Origin of the sequence: Rothia sp. HMSC061D12, assembly GCF_001836735.1 — a bacterium.
Lineage (GTDB): Bacteria > Actinomycetota > Actinomycetes > Actinomycetales > Micrococcaceae > Rothia.
In genome coordinates, this window is sequence record NZ_KV830311.1 from 180,204 (window position 1) to 195,837 (window position 15,634).

Annotated in this window: 12 protein-coding genes; 4 read left to right on the plus strand and 8 right to left on the minus strand. The window is 60.3% G+C overall.

Annotated features, from left to right (window positions below):
* The first annotated feature begins 129 nt into the window (after nt 1-129).
* A complete protein-coding gene (gene nadE, locus HMPREF2682_RS09110) occupies nt 130-963 on the plus strand; it encodes an ammonia-dependent NAD(+) synthetase (protein ID WP_049338303.1) in 834 nt (277 codons plus the stop codon).
* A gap of 89 nt (nt 964-1,052) precedes the next feature.
* On the opposite strand, the gene HMPREF2682_RS09115 is transcribed toward nadE, so the two are convergent.
* Both HMPREF2682_RS09115 and HMPREF2682_RS09120 read right to left on the minus strand, forming a co-directional pair.
* The gene (locus HMPREF2682_RS09115) at nt 1,053-2,570 is read right to left on the minus strand and encodes an MATE family efflux transporter (protein ID WP_070833455.1); all 1,518 of its coding nucleotides are present in this window, start codon (nt 2,568-2,570) and stop codon (nt 1,053-1,055) included.
* A gap of 198 nt (nt 2,571-2,768) precedes the next feature.
* Entirely contained in the window at nt 2,769-4,409 is a 1,641-nt protein-coding gene (locus HMPREF2682_RS09120; protein ID WP_005507297.1) for a Na+/H+ antiporter, read from the minus strand.
* Between the two features lie 435 nt (nt 4,410-4,844).
* Between HMPREF2682_RS09120 and pdxS the strand changes: the two genes are divergently transcribed.
* Nucleotides 4,845-5,750: a pyridoxal 5'-phosphate synthase lyase subunit PdxS gene (gene pdxS, locus HMPREF2682_RS09125; protein ID WP_005507298.1), complete on the plus strand. Its 906-nt coding sequence runs from the start codon at nt 4,845-4,847 to the stop codon at nt 5,748-5,750.
* A 115-nt stretch (nt 5,751-5,865) separates the two neighbouring features.
* Nucleotides 5,866-6,504, plus strand: coding sequence for a pyridoxal 5'-phosphate synthase glutaminase subunit PdxT (gene pdxT, locus HMPREF2682_RS09130; RefSeq protein WP_070833457.1), 639 nt, complete (start codon nt 5,866-5,868; stop codon nt 6,502-6,504).
* 117 nt (nt 6,505-6,621) lie between these two features.
* On the opposite strand, the gene HMPREF2682_RS09135 is transcribed toward pdxT, so the two are convergent.
* The 4 genes from HMPREF2682_RS09135 to HMPREF2682_RS09150 all read right to left on the minus strand — a co-directional run bounded on the left by HMPREF2682_RS09135 (nt 6,622) and on the right by HMPREF2682_RS09150 (nt 10,823).
* On the minus strand, nt 6,622-7,287 hold the full coding sequence (locus tag HMPREF2682_RS09135) for a hypothetical protein (RefSeq protein ID WP_070833459.1): 666 nt from the start codon (nt 7,285-7,287) through the stop codon (nt 6,622-6,624).
* Nucleotides 7,288-7,789: 502 nt separating this feature from the next.
* Nucleotides 7,790-8,137 carry a hypothetical protein gene (locus HMPREF2682_RS09140; protein WP_070833461.1) on the minus strand — a complete coding sequence of 116 codons (348 nt, stop codon included), beginning with the start codon at nt 8,135-8,137 and terminating at the stop codon, nt 7,790-7,792.
* 253 nt (nt 8,138-8,390) lie between these two features.
* The gene (locus HMPREF2682_RS09145) at nt 8,391-9,698 is read right to left on the minus strand and encodes a M18 family aminopeptidase (RefSeq protein ID WP_070833463.1); all 1,308 of its coding nucleotides are present in this window, start codon (nt 9,696-9,698) and stop codon (nt 8,391-8,393) included.
* A 144-nt stretch (nt 9,699-9,842) separates the two neighbouring features.
* A complete protein-coding gene (locus HMPREF2682_RS09150; RefSeq protein ID WP_070833464.1) occupies nt 9,843-10,823 on the minus strand; it encodes a CPBP family intramembrane glutamic endopeptidase in 981 nt (326 codons plus the stop codon).
* A gap of 242 nt (nt 10,824-11,065) precedes the next feature.
* On the opposite strand from HMPREF2682_RS09150, the gene HMPREF2682_RS09160 reads away from it, so the two are divergent.
* Nucleotides 11,066-13,156, plus strand: a complete 2,091-nt coding sequence (locus tag HMPREF2682_RS09160; RefSeq protein WP_070833466.1) for a hypothetical protein — start codon at nt 11,066-11,068, stop codon at nt 13,154-13,156.
* 119 nt (nt 13,157-13,275) lie between these two features.
* On the opposite strand, the gene HMPREF2682_RS09165 is transcribed toward HMPREF2682_RS09160, so the two are convergent.
* Both HMPREF2682_RS09165 and HMPREF2682_RS09170 read right to left on the minus strand, forming a co-directional pair.
* Nucleotides 13,276-14,856, minus strand: a complete 1,581-nt coding sequence (locus HMPREF2682_RS09165) for a glycosyltransferase 87 family protein (RefSeq protein WP_246827304.1) — start codon at nt 14,854-14,856, stop codon at nt 13,276-13,278.
* Nucleotides 14,853-15,634: glycosyltransferase 87 family protein (locus HMPREF2682_RS09170; protein WP_141762631.1), on the minus strand; the 782-nt coding region annotated here is incomplete at its 5' end. The genes HMPREF2682_RS09170 and HMPREF2682_RS09165, both read right to left, overlap by 4 nt.

Sequence of the window (15,634 nt, forward strand, 5' to 3'; positions counted from 1 at the left end):
TTGCTTGCCTCACCCTGCCCGAGGTGGGCTAGTTAGCGCGGGCGGGTCTGAACGCACCGTGTGGAACACTACCTCGCCTCCCTCGGCGGTTCACCGCACGGGCTATAAGGTGGAGCGTACACTTAAGTCATGCGTGAATTACAGGCACAGATCATCCGTGAAATGGGCGTCAAGCCCAACATGACCGAAGAGCAGGCACGCGAAGAAGTGGAGCGCCGCATCCAGTTCATCTGCGACTACCTGGAAGCCACCGGAAGCCGCGGCCTGGTACTGGGCATCAGCGGCGGTATCGACTCCACCCTGGCGGGTCGCCTCTGCCAGCTGGCGGTGGACCGCCTCAACGAGCGTGGCCGCACCACCGAGTTCGTGGCGGTGCGCCTGCCCTACCGTGTGCAGCACGACGAAGAGGACGCGCAGGAGGCGCTGCGTTTCATCCAGCCCACCCGCTCCCTGACCTTCAACATTGCGGAGGCTGTCGACGGCTTCGACACCGCCTACACTGCCGCGACCGGCGAGCAGATCAGCGACTTCAACAAGGGTAATGTGAAGGCGCGCGCCCGCATGATTGCCCAGTACGCGGTGGCTGGCGGCCCCGGCTACCTGGTGGTGGGTACCGACCATGCGGCGGAGTCCATTACGGGTTTCTTCACGAAGTTCGGTGACGGCGGCGCGGACCTGCTACCGCTGTACGGCCTGAACAAGCGCCAGAACCAGCTGCTGCTGCGGGTGCTGGGTGCGTCTGAGCGTCTGTGGGCTAAGCCGCCGACGGCTGACCTGCTGGACGGCGTGCCCGGCCGTACCGATGAGGATGAGCTGGGTCTGACCTACCCGCAGATTGATGACTACCTGGAGGGTAAGGAAATCGATGAGGCGGCAGCTGCGAAGCTGGAGCAGATTTACCTGCGTAGCCGCCATAAGCGCACTACTCCGGTGACGATTTTTGATTCCTGGTGGAAGAACTAGCGCCTCAACCGGCAAATGACCTAACGTAAAAGCCCCAAACTCCCTTGGTGGGAGTTCGGGGCTTTTACTATGCTTTTGCAGACCGAGGACTATGCCTTCTGTTCGGGCTGTGCGCCAGAAACCTGGGCAGCCTGAACGTCCGAATCCTCAGAACCTTCAGCCTCAACCTCAGCTTCAGCGGGCGGTACCTTCGCGCCACCCGTGGCGAGGAACAGCACCAGGCCCAACGCGCAGGCGAGCACCTGGGTGAAGGGGAACGCCCAGGTCAGACCCTTAAAGCCGAACCACATGTTGCCGAAGTACACGGCGGGGAAGAACAGCAGAGCAATACCGAGGGTCATCAGCATTGCCGGGCCGCCCTTACCGGCCGCCTGGAACCAAGACACAAACACGATGCTGACCGCGTTGAACACGGCGGCGAGCATCAGCGCAACCATAATCTCCTCGCCGGTGTCGATGAGGCTTGCATCGCCAACCACGGCGAGCAGTTCACGGCGGAAAATCAGCACCGGAATGGTGATGATCGCGGAGGTCGCCACGGACAGGATCGTTGCGGTGCGCAGCGCCTCCTTCACGCGGGCGCCGTTGCGGGCACCGTAAGCGTAGGCGTACAGCGGGATACCGCCCATACACAGGCCCATGCACAGCATTTCGGGCACCATGTTCAGGCGCATTGCCAGGCCGAACGCCGCGACGGTGTCGTCACCGTAGGAGGCGGCGAGGTTGTTCAGCAGCAGGGCGGCGAAGATCAGGTTGAGGCTCTGAATGAGCTCAGCAGCACCGACCGCGACCACGGGCTTGATGATAGCGGGGTCGAGGGAGAAGTCGCGGATGTTCGCGGAGAAGTTCTCGCTCTGACGCATCAGGAACAGCAGGTAGTACAGCATGGATGCGCCGTTCGCCAGCAGCATCGCCCAACCGGCACCGGCGACGCCCATGCCCATGATGGCGATGAACAGCACGTCGAAGATGCAGGTGACGACGGTGCCGACGATGATGCCGTACATGGACTGCTTGGCGTAGCCTTCGGATCGGACGAGCTGTTCGAGGGTGAACATGCCGATAGCGAGGGGCGCGCCGAGGAACATGAGGTGCACGTAGATGCGGGTCGGTTCGTAGGAGCCGCCGGATGCACCCATGATGCTGGTGATCGGGTCGGCGAGGATGAAGCCGATAGCCGCCGCGACGATACCGGCACCGAGCGCCGAGTAGAGGGCGAAGGAGGTGACGCGGTGAATTTCGTGGGCGGGCTGGCCTTCACCGAGCTTGCGGGAGGCGAGGGTTGAGGAGCCCAGGCCGAACAGTCCTGCGATCGCCATGATGACGCCGAAGACGGGCACGCCGTAGCTGGTGGCGGCGAGGTCTTCGGTGCCGCCGTAGTGGCCGACGAAGTAGGAGTTCACCACGTTGTAGATGCTGGTGATGGCGAGGCCGAGTGCCATGGGCACGCCGAGGGAGAGGAGCGCCTTGAGGATGGGTGCTTCTTTGAGCAGGTAGATGTTCTGCGGGTCTTCGCTTGCGCCGTGCGGGCCGTGTCCTGCGGCGGGTGCGGTGTTGTTGGGTGCGCCGTTTTTGGGCGCGTTATTTTCAGTCTGGTGGGACGTCATAGGTTCCTGTGGTTCTAGTCTGTGTTGTGTCCGGTGCGCGGCAAGAAGCGTGGTCCGCGCGAAAAAACGGGCTAGTGTATTGTACCGTCTCCACGTAGTGGTGGGTCTAGAGGTTTAGCCATAAAAAGCAACGAGGCGCCCCTCCCCGTTTAGGGGTGGGGCGCCTCGCCTCATACGTATCGCATGTAGGAGTGTGAGCTATTCGAGCTCAACCGGACCAAGCACGCGAACCTCCTCAATATCCAGGATTTCCTGAATCGCGTGGAGCACATTCGTGTCGATTATGCGCTCATTACGCAGGCGCTTGAGCACGCTGCGTTGCTTCTCCAAATGCCGCAGGCGCAGCTCTTTCTCAAGGTCGCCCGCTTCAATAATGCGGCGGGCTTCTTCCGGCGCATTCGCACCGTCTTTACGAACGGCGTGCAGGTTGCGGTGTATACTCGCGTTGTACATCTGTTCGTCGGCAATGCGGTCGATAATCCACTGTGGTGCACCAATTTCCTGGCCGATCTCAGCCACAGAGTCGAAGGACTCGGCAATGATCGTGCGGATTGCTTCATTAATCTCATCTTCTTCGGTGGTATCAACCGGAATTTTCGCCCACCTAATAACGAGCGGCAGGAGCATCCCCTGAACCACCATCGACAGCAGAACCACGCCCGCAACAACAAAGATAATAAAGTCACGCGCGGGAACATCAGTCGGCACGGAGAGAGCCACCGCGAGGGAAACACCGCCGCGCAGTCCCGCAAAGGTACTCACTACACGGCCACGGAAAGTTGTGCGCAGCTGCTTCTGCTTTTCTGAACGGTCAAGGGCACGAATAATACCGATCGAGACGTGCAGGAAAATAAAACGCGCCGCAATGGAAACAAGCCATGCCACCACAATCACGGCGAACGTCAAAGCCCACGCATAGTTGTATTCACGAAGAACATCATCCACAGGCGCTGTGGCGCTGGGCAGCTGAACACCCACGAGCACGAAGAGCGCACCGTTCATGACATAGGAGACAAACGACCAGATGGGCAGACCGTAGAAACGGTTTTGGGGTTTGATGGTATCCGGTCCGCGATAGGTCAGGTAGAAAGCGGCGACCACCACAGCCACCACTCCGGAACCTTTCATGCCCTCAAAAGGCTCGATCTCTTCAGCCAGGAAGAAAGCAATAAACGGCACGGTAAACATGAACACGCTGAAGTTCATGGGGTTGCCGATGTGCGCACGCAGCTTATCTACACCCCATCCGACGGCCAGGCCAACGAGAGTTCCAATCAGGAACGAGAAGAAGAACATTCCGGATGCAGTCCCCAGGGTAAGTTCATGACCACCCGCAAGCTGCAGGGCGAGTGCGAAAAGAACTAGGGTGGTGCCGTCGTTAATGAGTGCTTCCGCTTTAAGGGTGGTGATGGAAGATTTGGGGAGTTTGCCGTTGAGCGTTGCCACGGCCACAGCATCGGTGGGGGCGAGCGCCACACCGATAATCAGCGCCACAGGCCAGATGAAGACGCCCATAAATGTGTGAAGCACCCAGGCGATAACGAACGCCGTGAAAATTACGAGCACCGTGCCCGAGAGCAGAATGCCGCGCAGACGAGCGCGCGCCTCACGCCAGGAGGTGTTTCGGGTCTCCCAGAACAGCATCACGGGCAGGAAGATTTCGAGAATCACGTGCGGTGGCAGCCCGACCTCGCGCACCTCGTGCATGGCGTGAACGGGGATGAGCGCCAGCACAAGCCCCAGGAAAATGAGCAGAATGGCGGGGGTTATCCGTATTTTATGGGCGAGGATATTACCCAGAAGAATTGCCAGCGATAGGGCAATGATGACTTCAAGCAATTTGGTGTGTTCCTTTTGGATGTGGCGGCTGGTTCATGGTGTGCGTCTGATAGACGGCTGATGTCCGCGAGTGTGCGGGTGCCAGGGTGCCCAAAATGTTTTGCTCGTTCCCTGGGCCGTGAGGCTTCCGCGTGGGGACGAGTGCGGGCGTAGCTTCTGTATTTTACCGTTGTTCAGTGCGGGTGGGTGGATGTTTACCCTGAGCAAAACCTTGCCTTATGGCCGCTCGGGATGTGAGTTTATGGGAGGCGACCTGCGTGCATCCGGCGGGTCTGCTCAGCCGGGCCTGCTCAGCCCATGAACCGCCCTACTCTAACCGCTTTTCATGACGTTTTGTGTCGTTCTGACGTGAACTTGGGGTCGTACTGTGTCAGAGAACAGAAAATCCGCCCCTGTGAGTGCGCGCGAACACTCAGAACGTGAGAAGATAAGGTCATGACTGATAACAACACCGTAACCGGCAGCCCGCTTGTTAAGCGCGGCCTGGCCGACATGCTCAAGGGCGGCGTCATCATGGACGTCGTCACCCCCGAACAGGCTAAGATCGCTGAAGATGCTGGCGCTGTTGCCGTCATGGCTCTCGAGCGCGTTCCCGCGGATATTCGTGCGCAGGGCGGCGTGGCTCGTATGTCTGACCCGGACATGATTGAGGGCATCATTGATGCTGTTTCGATTCCGGTCATGGCGAAGGCACGCATCGGCCACTTCGTTGAGGCTCAGATTCTGGAGACCCTGAAGGTCGACTACATTGACGAGTCTGAGGTTCTTTCTCCCGCTGACTACGTGAACCACATTGATAAGCACCAGTTCAAGGTGCCTTTCGTGTGCGGTGCTACCAACCTGGGTGAGGCTCTGCGCCGTATCACCGAGGGTGCCGCTATGATTCGTTCGAAGGGCGAGGCTGGCACCGGTGACGTCTCTGAGGCGACTAAGCACATCCGCACCATTAAGCGTCAGATTGCTGAGCTGCAGGGCCTGTACAACACCATGCCCGACGAGCTGTACGTGAAGGCTAAGGAACTGGCTGCACCGTACGAGCTGGTTCGTGAGGTTGCTCAGACCGGTAAGCTGCCCGTGGTGATGTTCACCGCTGGTGGCGTGGCTACCCCCGCTGACGCTGCAATGATGATGCAGCTGGGTGCTGACGGCGTGTTCGTTGGTTCCGGTATTTTCAAGTCGGGCGACCCGGTTGCTCGCGCGAAGGCTATCGTGAAGGCTACTGCTTTCTACAACGACCCGGAGAAGGTTGCTGAGGCTTCTCGCGGCCTGGGTGAGGCTATGGTCGGCATTAACGTTGCTGACATCCCGGCACCGCACCGCCTGGCGGAGCGCGGCTGGTAATTCGTGCGCGCACCCCGTATTCGGGGTGAGTGTTTGATGAGGGGGTGGGGTTCGCTGAGGCGGGTCCCACCCTCCTTGTGTTTGTTGTGTTTGTTGTTTTGTGAAGGGAGCGGTGATGGTTGAGAAGGTTCAGCCTACCGGTGTTTTGCCGGGTGAGGGTTTTACGGTTGGTGTTTTGGCGTTGCAGGGCGGCGTGAGTGAGCATGCGGAGATGCTGGAGTCTCTGGGTGCGCAGGTGCGTTGGGTGCGTACTGGTGAGCAGCTTGAGGGTCTGGATGCGCTGGTTTTGCCGGGTGGTGAGTCGTCGACGATTGACCGTTTGACCCGTATTTTTGGTGTGCGTGAGCCGCTGATTGAGGCGATTTCTTCGGGTCTGCCGACTCTGGGTACCTGTGCTGGCCTGATTATGTTGTCGGAGCGTATTGATGATCCGGCGCCGGGTCAGCAGTCGCTGGGTGTTTTGGATGTTTCGGTGGGTCGTAACGCGTTTGGTTCGCAGGTTGATTCTGCGGAGGTGCGCCTGCCGTGGCTGACCCCTGCCGGTGATGAGGTGGTTATTGATACGGCGTTTATTCGTGCGCCGATTGTGACTGGCACTGGTGAGGGTGTGCAGGTGACGGCTCGTCATGAGGGGAAGATTGTGGGTGTGCGTTCGGGCAACCTGATTGGTATTTCTTTCCACCCGGAGGTTACGGGCGATACGACGGTGCATGAGGAGCTGCTGGCTCTGGCACGCGAGGTGAAGGGCAACTAGCCCCTCCCCCCCCCCAAAAAAAATAAGCCCGGTAATGACCGCTTAAAGAGTTGTGGCGGTGACCGTTGTTCGGTCACCGCCACAGCTGTTTTTGCGCGGGTTTATGCGTGAGTGGATTTATGCGCGGGAGCTGCTGGGGGTTTGGGGCTGGGCCTTCCACTGCTGGTAGGTGCTCGTGGCGAGGAATCGTGCACGGTTCGCGTCGCTGAGCGTCTTGATGTCTGCGGGGGCTGCCTCGTACCACTTTTCGTAGAGACGAATAATCATCTCGGGGTATGCGGCTTCTTCCAGGTCTGCGCGGTGGGGGATGAATTCGTTGCGGTTCTTGATGTCTCGGTACTCGCTACCGGCGAAGGGGTCGGTGAGTCCGACGCTGGGGTGGGCGTTGTAGGCATCGATGTTTTGAACGTATTCGGGGAGGGCGCTCCGCCCTGCTTTGAGTGCGGCGTGGCACTTGCTGTCGATTTCGCTGGGCTCAATGATGTGGGCGCCGTCTGCGAGGATGTGCCGGTACTGGATGTACGCGGGGTATTGTTCATCGGTGCGCGGGACGGGCTTGGTGGCTTCTGCTGAGGCGATAGCTTCGGCGGAGTATGAGGAGCAGCTGACGGTGGGCGTGGTACTTGCCGTTGCTGAGGCGCTCGCCGTGGAGGGTGAGGAGGTGCTGCTTGCCGCGGTGTTCGCACCACCGCAGGCGGCGAGGAACAGGGGCAGGACAGCCGCGATGGTACCGCATCGTACAATGCTGCGACGGTCGGAGAAGGTCTTCGGGGTGAGAGCCATGGGGCCACCTCATAACGTGGGTGCAGTAATGTATTGCGCCCCACTATACCTGCAGATTTGATATATGGTCAATGAAAATATGTGTCTTTTTCAGTAAAACCAATATTGCCTTTTCCTCCCCCTTTAAATACTTCTGACAAGCCGTAATCTACTAACAGTGATTAAATACTCCAGATAATTCGCTGAAATTTTTGCCATTCCGTGTGGGTATTTGCAAAACACCCCACACGCATACCGAGGCTGAATCAGCAGAAGCCGAGTGCCTGGCGCTATACGAGAAGGCTTAGGCTGATCACGCCTACGCTGTTGCGCAGCAGGCACCCGCCGATGTGAAGCAGAAGAGCGACGCGAACCGTGCGGCCGCTAAAGATACTCGCTGGTCTGAGGTGGTAACCCTGCCCAGCCCCGACAACCCTGTCTAATCGAACCCCTACCTAATCCCAAAAAGAGTTGTGGCGGTGACCGTTGTTCGGTCACCGCCACAACTGTTATAGGGTGCAGGTTAGGGTAGGAGCGCCAACCCAAACTCAATAACGATTAGCGCGACAGCACACGCGAAGAGTAGCCCACGCGACACGTTGAACTTCTGCCAGAGCTCGTACAACTGCCGGGGAACCACCCAAATAACGAACGCCTGAAAGGCAAGCGATAACGCGGGGTTACCCCACTGAATAATCATCAGGGCAAGAGCAAAACCCACGCCGAGCACATCCAGGATGCGCAGGTGCTTTCGCACCTGCCCCCTCTCCTTCTGATAGCTGGGGTTGTTTAGCAACCTTGGTGGTGCTTTTTTCAGCTGACCCACAATAATCAAAACCGCCAGCGGGATCAGAGAAATATCGAAGAACATGGGAACCGCCTTTCACGTTGGGGTTCGCTCGCTACGCCGGTGACGAGCTGATGGTGCACCATCATTGGTGAAAACTTCTCAAAAACAAGTAGTTTACAACATATGTATAACGTATTGTGGGTTACTTTACAGCACAACTAGACCCTGTTCAAGAGGTAAACACCTCCGAAAAGATTCTTAAAAATATGGGCGCCGGGAACCATACGTTCCCGGCGCCCGCTCCCCAGCTGTTCATACCTCAGCGGGGTTCATTTTAGAGGCGGAAGAAGCCTTCCACCGCGCGCGTCATGTACGCCATGTCGTCCACATGGCACATCTCGCGCATCGAATGCATCGACAGCAAACCAATACCCACATCCACGGTGCGCATACCCAGGCGGGTTGCCGTAATCGGGCCAATCGTCGAGCCGCACGGCATATTGTTATTCGACACGAACTCCTGATACGGCACACCGGCCTTCGCACACGCCGCGGCAAACACGCCGGCACCCACCGAATCCGTCGCGTAACGCTGGTTTGCGTTAATCTTCAGCAGCGGGCCACCACCGGGCAACGGCTGCACGGTCGGGTCGTGGTGACCCTGATAGTTCGGGTGCACCAGGTGACCGGCATCAGCCGACAGGCAGAACGACGCCGCCACCGAACGGCGGTACTCCTCCGTGCTCTCACCGCGCGCAGCCGAGAGGCGCACCAGAATATCCTCCAGGAACGGGCCAGCCGCACCACTACGCGACTCCGAACCGAGCTCCTCGTGGTCGAACGCCGCGAGCATCACGGTCTCGGTGGCGTGCTCGTCCGCGTTATCGGCAACGTAACGCTCCAGGGCGGTCAGACCCGCGTGCACCGAAGACAGGTTATCCAGGCGACCCGAGGCGAACAGCTCCTGATCCGCACCGAAGCGGCGCGGCGGCTGCGAATCAGCGAACAGCAGGTCGTAACCCACAATGCTCTGCGGGTCGACCGGCTCGCCGTCAATCACATGCTTTGCCATGTAGCCGAGCACGTCGTTCTCCGCCGGGTCCACACCCCACACGGGGTACATGTTGAACTGCTTGTCCAGCACCAGTTCGTTGCGCTTATGGTCCAGGTGCGGTGCCAGCTGCGGGATGCGTGCAATCGGGCCGGTACGCACCAGGCGGTCCTTCAGCTCGCCGTCCTCCAAGACGGTGAGGCGACCCGCCACGCACAGCTCACGGTCGAGGAAGGAGTTCAGCAGTGCGCCGCCGTAATTCTCGACGGCAATCTGGTGCCAGCCCTTCGTGGTGATGGAGGAGGAAGGCTTGACCTTCAGGGAGGGCGAGTCGGTGTGCGCACCCAGCACGCGGTAGCCGCTTGCCTTCTGCGCCTTCGCGCCGCCAGCCCAGGCGATAATCGCGCCGTCACGGACGACGAAGTGGCGGCCGGTTGCGACCTGCGGGTCCCATGCTTCGGTCTCTACGAGCTCGGTGAAGCCTGCTGCTTGCAGGCGGCGCGCTACCGTGCGCGCGGCGAGGTAAGAGACCGGCGACTCCGCCACGAATGCGGCGAGGTCTTCAATATTTTTTACAGCATCAACAGTCATGGTTTAACCCTACCTTTTCTTGGGTGTTGACGGGGTGACCGGGGCTGATAGTCCACTCGGTGTGGAGTAATAGCCCTGGTGAGGCTCGAATGGAGCGGGGCGGGCGGGTTGGGGTAGCTGAGCTAGAGCAACCCGCCAAATAGCCTATTTATCAACCTTAAGCGGTTGTGTTTCACGTGAAACCTCGCCGCGGCGAGCACGTGCGTTGAAGATCAGGCAGGCGAGCACCACGTACACGCCTTCCAGCGCGATGCCCTGCAGTGCATCCACGGGGGTCACGCCTTCGGAGGCGAACGGATCCAGACCAGCCACCATGGACAGCAGCATCAGGATCACGTTATTTGCCACGTGCAGGCTGATGGAGGCTTCCAGGCCGCCGGTGTACCAGCAGAGGAAACCCGCGTAAATACCCATCGCGAGAATCGTGCTCTGACCCCAGGGGTCGTAGGCGTGGGAGAGCATGAACAGCACTGCGGGCAGCACAATCGGCAGCCAGGGGGTGCGGAGCCAGCGGCCCAGCATCTGCATCATGAAGCCACGGTAGGCGAGCTCTTCGGCGTAGCACTGCACGGGCACCAGGAGCAGCATCATCGCCACATAAACCCAAAATTCAACCTGTGGAGGTTGAAAATAGCGGTATTCGGGCAGGCTCTCACCGCTCAACGCCAGCATCACGGCGTAGTAGATGCCATAGACAGCGAAGCTCAAACCCAGGTACGGAAGCAGTAGCGAGCGGCGCAGACGGCCCGCCACCGAATGAATCAGACCCCAGGGCTTCGGGCCCACGACCAGGCGCGCCAGAAAGAGCGAAGGCACAATCGCGATCAGGGAGAGGAAGGTCAGCGCGAACAGCGCCGGGTGCTCCATAATGACGGAGCGGTTCGTAGCTACATCATGGAGGGAAAGTCCCGAACCCATAATCGTCGCAGCCAGGGCAACTGAAATGATCAGGTTGAGGCCAATAAATACGGTGACGCCGAGCAGACCTTCCAGCAGGGGTGAGAACCAGCGGGATTTCGGGTCGGCGTGGGAGAGGCGGTGGTAGGCAAGACCTGCAACAGGCGCAGGAGCAGCGGGGGTTCCGGTGGCTACCTGCGGGGGTGCGGGAGGCGGTGTCGTGTTCATTCTTTAATCCTAGCCTCCGCGGGGTCGATGGTGACCGGGCATGCGGCAACCTTCAAGTACTGATTGATACGGAATGTTCCAAAACCATTGAAAAAGCCGTGAATAAGGCTAAAAACCCACCATTCACGGGGTTCATTTTCTGAACCTATGCCATAATTTGTAGCGATAATACGCTCATATACATAGTCGCTGATGACCGCTCTTCCGGGGTGTTTTTTCAGCACCAGAAAGGCTGCTTTCTTATGGCACTCGTCTTCAATCCGCCGCCCAACTGGCCCGCTCCTCCTGCCGGATGGGCCCCCACTCCTACGTGGCGCCCCGACCCCGCGTGGGGTCCCGTTCCTGAAGGCTGGCAGCTGTGGGTCGAAGAGCCCGAGCCCGAACCCATTCAGGTTGAAGAGGCTACTATTGAGCCGCTGATTCCCGAGGAGCCCGCTGCTGAGGCGGCTCCCGCTGAGCAGGTTGCTGAGCCCGCTGTTGAGGCTGAGCAGCCCGCCGAGGTTGCGGCACCGCTGACCGTTGAGGACGTTGACCTGGAGCAGCTCGCCGCTGAGCTCGAAGGTGAGCAGATTGTCGAGGTTCCGGAGGTGGCAGCACCCCAGGCTGAGGCGGCCCAGACTGAGGCACCCCACGTTGAGGCACAGCAGGTAGAGGCACCCGCGGCTGAGTCCGCTGAGGAGTCTGAGCCCAAGCCGATGCGTCACCTGACTCAGGTTCCGCTGACCGGTACCGCTCTGCCCGAGCAGGTTCTGACCCCGCAGGCTTCTGCTGAAGAGGCTGTGGCTGAAGAGCCCGCTGTTGAGGCTCCCGTTGCTGAGCAGGCTGCTTCCGAGCAGCCCGTTGAGGCGCACGTTGTTGAGGCACCGGTTGCTGAGCCCGTGCTCTCTGAGCCCGTTGCATCCGAGCCGGTCGTTTCCGAGCCTGTTGCAGAGCCCGTTGTTGAGCCGGTCGCCGAGGTTGCCCCCGAGGCACCCGCTGCCGCTGAGCCGGCAGTCGAGCCGGTCGCTGAGGCTCCCGCCTCCACCGAAGAGGCTCCCCACACCATCGAGAACTCCCCGCTCGTTGAGTTCCACACCCCCGAGACTGAGCGCACCGTCAACCTGTCCGAGCGCACCGTGAACCTCTCGGAACAGCCCGGCCAGAACGTGCAGGGTGACCAGAACGCACAGTTCATCCCGGCGGGTCAGGCACCGAACGGCTTCCAGCCGAACCAGGCTGAAGGCTTCCAGGGTGAGGGCTTCCAGGGCCAGAACTTCCAGGGTGGCCAGTACCAGGGTCAGGGTTTCCAGGGTCAGAACGCGCAGGGCGGTCAGTACCAGGGCAACCCCTACCAGGGTCAGCCGTACAACGCTCAGCAGCCCTACCAGGGTCAGGTGTCTGATCAGGACCAGGCAACCGTGGCGCTCAGCAACCCCTACATGACCGAGCCCGGCAACCAGGGCAATGGCGAGGACGGCTCCGAGAAGAAGGGCCTGCTCTCCGGCACCAAGCTGTGGGGTGTTATCGGTGGTGCGTTGGCTCTGCTGATTGTCATCATCCTGGCGATTGTCATGCTGATTCCGCGCGGTAACTCGAACCCCGCCTCCAATTCTGCGGCGGCATCGAGCGCGGCGGCTACTTCCGCTGAGGCGTCCTCCGCGGCAGCATCCTCTGAGGCTTCTTCCGCTCCCGCATCTGAGAGCGCGGCGGCAGGTACTTCCGCTTCTTCCGCAGCACCCGTTGCTGCTGCTGAAGCGAAGATGCCCGAGGGCGAGTTCAAGGAATACAAGAAGACCGTCGCCGACAACAAGGACACCATCGACATTGAGAAGATCAAGGGCGATGTGTCCGCAGGCCTGATCTACTACGAGTTCAAGCCCGCAGAGGGCGTGGTCAACGCCTTCATCACCAGCCGTGACGACAAGGGCAACCTCACCTCGGGTGTGAGCGTTCTCGACTCCAGCCGCGACGGCAAGGAGATCAAGGGCACCGCGTGGATTGACGCGAGCAGCCACTCCACCCCCACCCGCAAGCTGGATCTGACCGGTAAGGGCGAGTGGACCATCCGCGTCTACGATGCAGACTCCGCACCCCACTACAAGAAGGGTGAGAAGTTCCAGAGCACCATGAACTACTACGCTTTCACCTACGAAGGCACCGAGGCAACCATGGAGTTCCAGACCAGCGGCCCGACCACCCGCGGCTTCACCGTTCTGAACGCGACCAAGAACGACCCGTTCTTCTCCTCGACCATCCCGACCGTGAAGAGCAACATACAGTGGGTTCAGAGCAACAAGAGCTACCTGCAGGTTCGTACCGACTCCGCTATTACCTGGAGCATCGGCACTAACTAGTAGCTTGGCTGACTAGGTCAGCAGGTTGTGCATAAAGTTATCCCCCGCATCCGTGATGGGTGCGGGGGATACTTTTATGCCCGGTGAGGTTTTATACCCTGCTGGAGGCGCCCGCCGCCTTAACGGGAGTACTTCGCCTCCGCCAGCTCGTCACCTGCGGCGCGTGCCGCACGCTCCACCAGCTGACGATTCGCCAGGTACACGAAGAACGTCACCAGGATAAACAGGTACATCAGCTGGTACGGCATGGTGCCCGCCATCAGGCCCAGGGAGCCTTCCGGCACCATCAGAATCTGATCCGAGTTGAAGTGCGGGGAGAACGCCAGCACAATCCAGAACGGCGAAATGTACATGCCCACCAGCGCCGCAGTCGCCAAAATAACAGCCAGCGTGAACACGAAGGAACTGACCCGCTGGTACATGAGCGGGAAGATTTCCATGACCACGGCGGCGAGCATCAGCGGGTACCAGGTGTTGTGGTGCGACCAGCTAATCGGCGAAATCTGCAGCATCATGAACGCGGTCAGCGCCAGCTGCGCCATGAGCGCGCGGGCACGAATCAGCGGAACCAGCAGAACCGCCGTGACCAGCACAATCAGCAGGGTCAACGCCACCTGCACCACCGACAGCGCGGTCGCCGTCAGGTGATGCTGCAGGCCCGCGTGGGTCAGCGTGCCCATAATCGACACGTTATCGAAGTAGCTGAACCAGCCCACACGCGAGGTGTCACGCACCGCGTGGAACCAGAACGTGAACGACTCCTCGCGAATCACCAGGAAGCCGATAGCCACGGTCGCGGCGAAGCTCGCACCCAGGGTCGCAATGCCCTTCCAGTCCTTACGCATGAGTAGCAGCAGACCGAACGCGAGCGGGGTCAGCTTAATACCCGCCGCAATACCCAGCAGCACACCGCGCGGAACGCGGGTTGCCGGGCGCATAAAATCGGCAAGAATCAGCATCAGAATAATGGCGTTAATCTGCCCGAAATGCGTGGTCAAACGCCACGGGCCGCACATCCAAATCAGCGCCGCAATCAGCGACACCATACCCCAATGACCCAGGTGCTTCTGCAACGGCAGACGCCACGAGCGGCTACGCGCGTAGGAGTACAACAGGTACGCGCACCAGTAGCAGAGCGCGCAAATAATGGCGGTAATCAGCAGCATGCTCTGCGGCTCGGTGAGGAACGCGAGCGGGTAGAAGAGCAACGCCGCAAACGGTGGGTAGGTGAACGGCAGGCCGCGCGTGCGGAAGGTGTACAGCTGGTAGCCGTCCGGGCCGTCCGCCAGGGAGACAGCGCCCAGGCGGTACACGTAAATATCGTCAGCCGCCGCGTGCGTCACGTAGTCGAAGGCGTAGAGGGCAACCAGGATGAACAGCAGGTGCGCCCAGAGAGCGCCGCTACGCATGCCGGGGATGCGGTCAAAGAAGCTGCGACGCGCAGGCTTGGCAAGCTCCTTGGCGGTTTCTTCGGCGACTTCTTCCTTTGCCGCTTTTTCCGCGGTGGCTGCAGAGGATGCGGCAGGCTCCGCGCTTTCTACAGTGCTTTCAGCAGCCGGTTCCGCAACCGGTGCAGTAGTAGAGCTAGCCGAAGCCCAGGGAATCCTCGGTGCAGCCGCCTCGGTATTCTCCGCGGTCGTAGCGGAGTTCGTGTCAGTATTCTTCACGGGGGTCTTTTCTAGTTCCTTATCGCGGCTCACGCGGTTGCCTCACGGGAAGCGGCGGCACGCACAGACTCAGCGCGCACAGACTCGGCGCTCTCGGTCACCAGGGCGCGAGCGCCCCACCAGCCCAGAGGCGCATCGCTACGCACGGAACCGTACTGCACGGGCTCAACCTTCGCGCCACGCACCGGCGCGCTCAGGGCGGCAACCGACCAGAGCGTCATCGTCACCCACAGGCAGAACGCGGGAATAGCCGAAACCGCCAACGCGCCCGGGTCCAGCTGTTCCAAACCATCAGCGCTACCGTGGAACCAGGACGCAATCCTAATCGGCGAAATATACAGGCCCAACACCGCAACCACCGCGAACACGGTCGCTGTCACCCGCAGCCACGCCGGCTGAACCGCAAAATAGGTCGGGAACGCGTCCATGATGAACACGGCAGCCAGCAGGGGCAGCAGCACGTTGTGGTGCGACCAGCTAATCGGCGACAGCGCCACCATCAAGGAGGCGGTCACCGCCACCTGCGCCAGCGCGGCACCGCGGCGTTCCAGCTGGTACAGCAGTGCGGCGGTCAGCACGATCGTGACCAGCGCCAGGGCGTAGTAGACAGGCTTCGCGGCGCTCTCAGAAAGACCGAAGTGCAGCAGCCAACCCTGAATCGAGACGTTATCCACAAAGTTCAGGCCACCCACACGCGAGGGGTTCGTCAGCGCAGAGAACCAGAACTCCGGCGCATCCTTAGGCATCAGAATGAAACCCAGCGCAATGGTGCCGAAGAACGTCGCACCCAGGGTCGCAATGCCCTTCCAGT